Source organism: Bacteroides sp. D22 (genome assembly GCF_000163675.1).
Taxonomy (GTDB): domain Bacteria; phylum Bacteroidota; class Bacteroidia; order Bacteroidales; family Bacteroidaceae; genus Bacteroides; species Bacteroides xylanisolvens.
In genome coordinates this window covers 306938-308501 of sequence record NZ_GG774798.1, presented here as the reverse complement: position 1 = coordinate 308501, position 1564 = coordinate 306938, and the positions used below count along the sequence as shown (strand labels likewise).

Sequence of the window (1564 nt, the reverse complement as noted above, 5' to 3'; positions counted from 1 at the left end):
CGCACGAGTGCTAATTGTTTAATAATCAATAGTTCCCTTCTCTTCTCAAAACTTATTTAATGGCAATACTCTTGTATATCTAATAATAAATAAAGTCTTCCTAGTTACTTTTCCTCATATAGACGTGTCACAACTTTACATGGTCATGCCACCTATTGCTTTCATCCTTTTTAATCTTCGGGCTTCTTCAATTGATATATTGATTATTTATATTGTATTCATTCTGGTATTTCATTATCTTCACGTCTAAATAATAAACAGTAATGGATAAGATTGCAAAGGATTTTTTAATAAATGACGAATTGGCACGTCATATGGCTAGTATGTCTGAAGCTATTGATACAATAGACCCACGTGAAAAGAATAAAGTCACTTATTCGGGCAAATTGATAATGCTTGTCACTTTATCGGGTGTTTTTTGTGATTGTCAGAGTTGGAATGATATAGCAGACTTCGCCCGTTATAAGAAAGATTTTCTTAGGAGATTCATACCGGATTTAGAAACTACCCCCTCACATGATACATTACGCCGATTTTTTTGTATCATAAAAACAGAAAGATTAGAGAGTTGTTACAGAGAATGGGCCTATAATATGAGAGGTGATTCACCGTCCATAGAAGATTGCGACTGGTCGAAAGTTCAAATAGGTGAGGGTAATGATCTTTATACGAATAGACATATAGCTATTGACGGGAAAACGATCTGTGGTGCCATCAATGCTGATAAACTGGTACAAGAGTCGGCGGGTAAAATAACAAAGGAGCAGGCAGCATCAGCCAAACTTCATATTGTCAGTGCCTTTCTTTCTGATATGAGTCTGTCATTAGGGCAGGAACGGGTCTCAATAAAAGAGAATGAAATAGTAGCAATACCCAAATTACTGGACGACATTGATATACGACAAGGAGATGTAGTTACCATCGATGCACTTGGCACCCAAAAGAAGATTGTAGAAAAAATAACAGAGAAACAAGCCGATTATCTTTTAGAGGTGAAAGATAATCATTTAAAACTAAGGGAAAATATCGAAAACGATGCGGAGTACTTGCTAATTTCCGGAAGAGAAAATGATTTTATCAAAAGAGCTGAAGAAACCACAGAAGGTCATGGATTTATGGTGACAAGGACCTGCATATCCTGCTCTGAACCCAGTAGATTAGGGTTCTGTTATCGCGATTGGAAGAATCTTAGGACTTATGGAATAATAAAGACCGAGAAAATAAATATAGCCACAGGGGAAATACAGAATGAGAAACATTGTTTCATCTCTTCATTAGTGAACAATCCAGAGCTTATTCTTAAATATAAGAGAAAGCATTGGGCGGTAGAAAATGGATTGCATTGGCAGTTGGATGTTACATTTAATGAAGATGATGGAAGAAAAATGATGAATTCGGCACAAAACTTTTCCACTTTAACTAAAATGGCATTGACCATTTTGAAGAATTATCAGGATGAAGACAAGAAGACTTCTGTCAATAGGAAAAGGAAGAAGGCTGGATGGAGTGATGAGTATCTAGCTAATTTGATAAACAACTTTATTAAAGCGTTTTAACTCGTGCG

The 1564-nt window shown here is 36.0% G+C and carries 1 protein-coding gene; it reads left to right on the top strand.

Going from position 1 to position 1564, the window contains the following annotated elements; translation table 11 throughout:
- Nucleotides 1-263: 263 nt before the first annotated feature.
- Complete coding sequence (locus HMPREF0106_RS19090; RefSeq protein WP_009039181.1) at nt 264-1556, top strand: ISAs1 family transposase; 1293 nt, start codon at nt 264-266, stop codon at nt 1554-1556.
- The last annotated feature ends 8 nt before the right edge of the window (nt 1557-1564 follow it).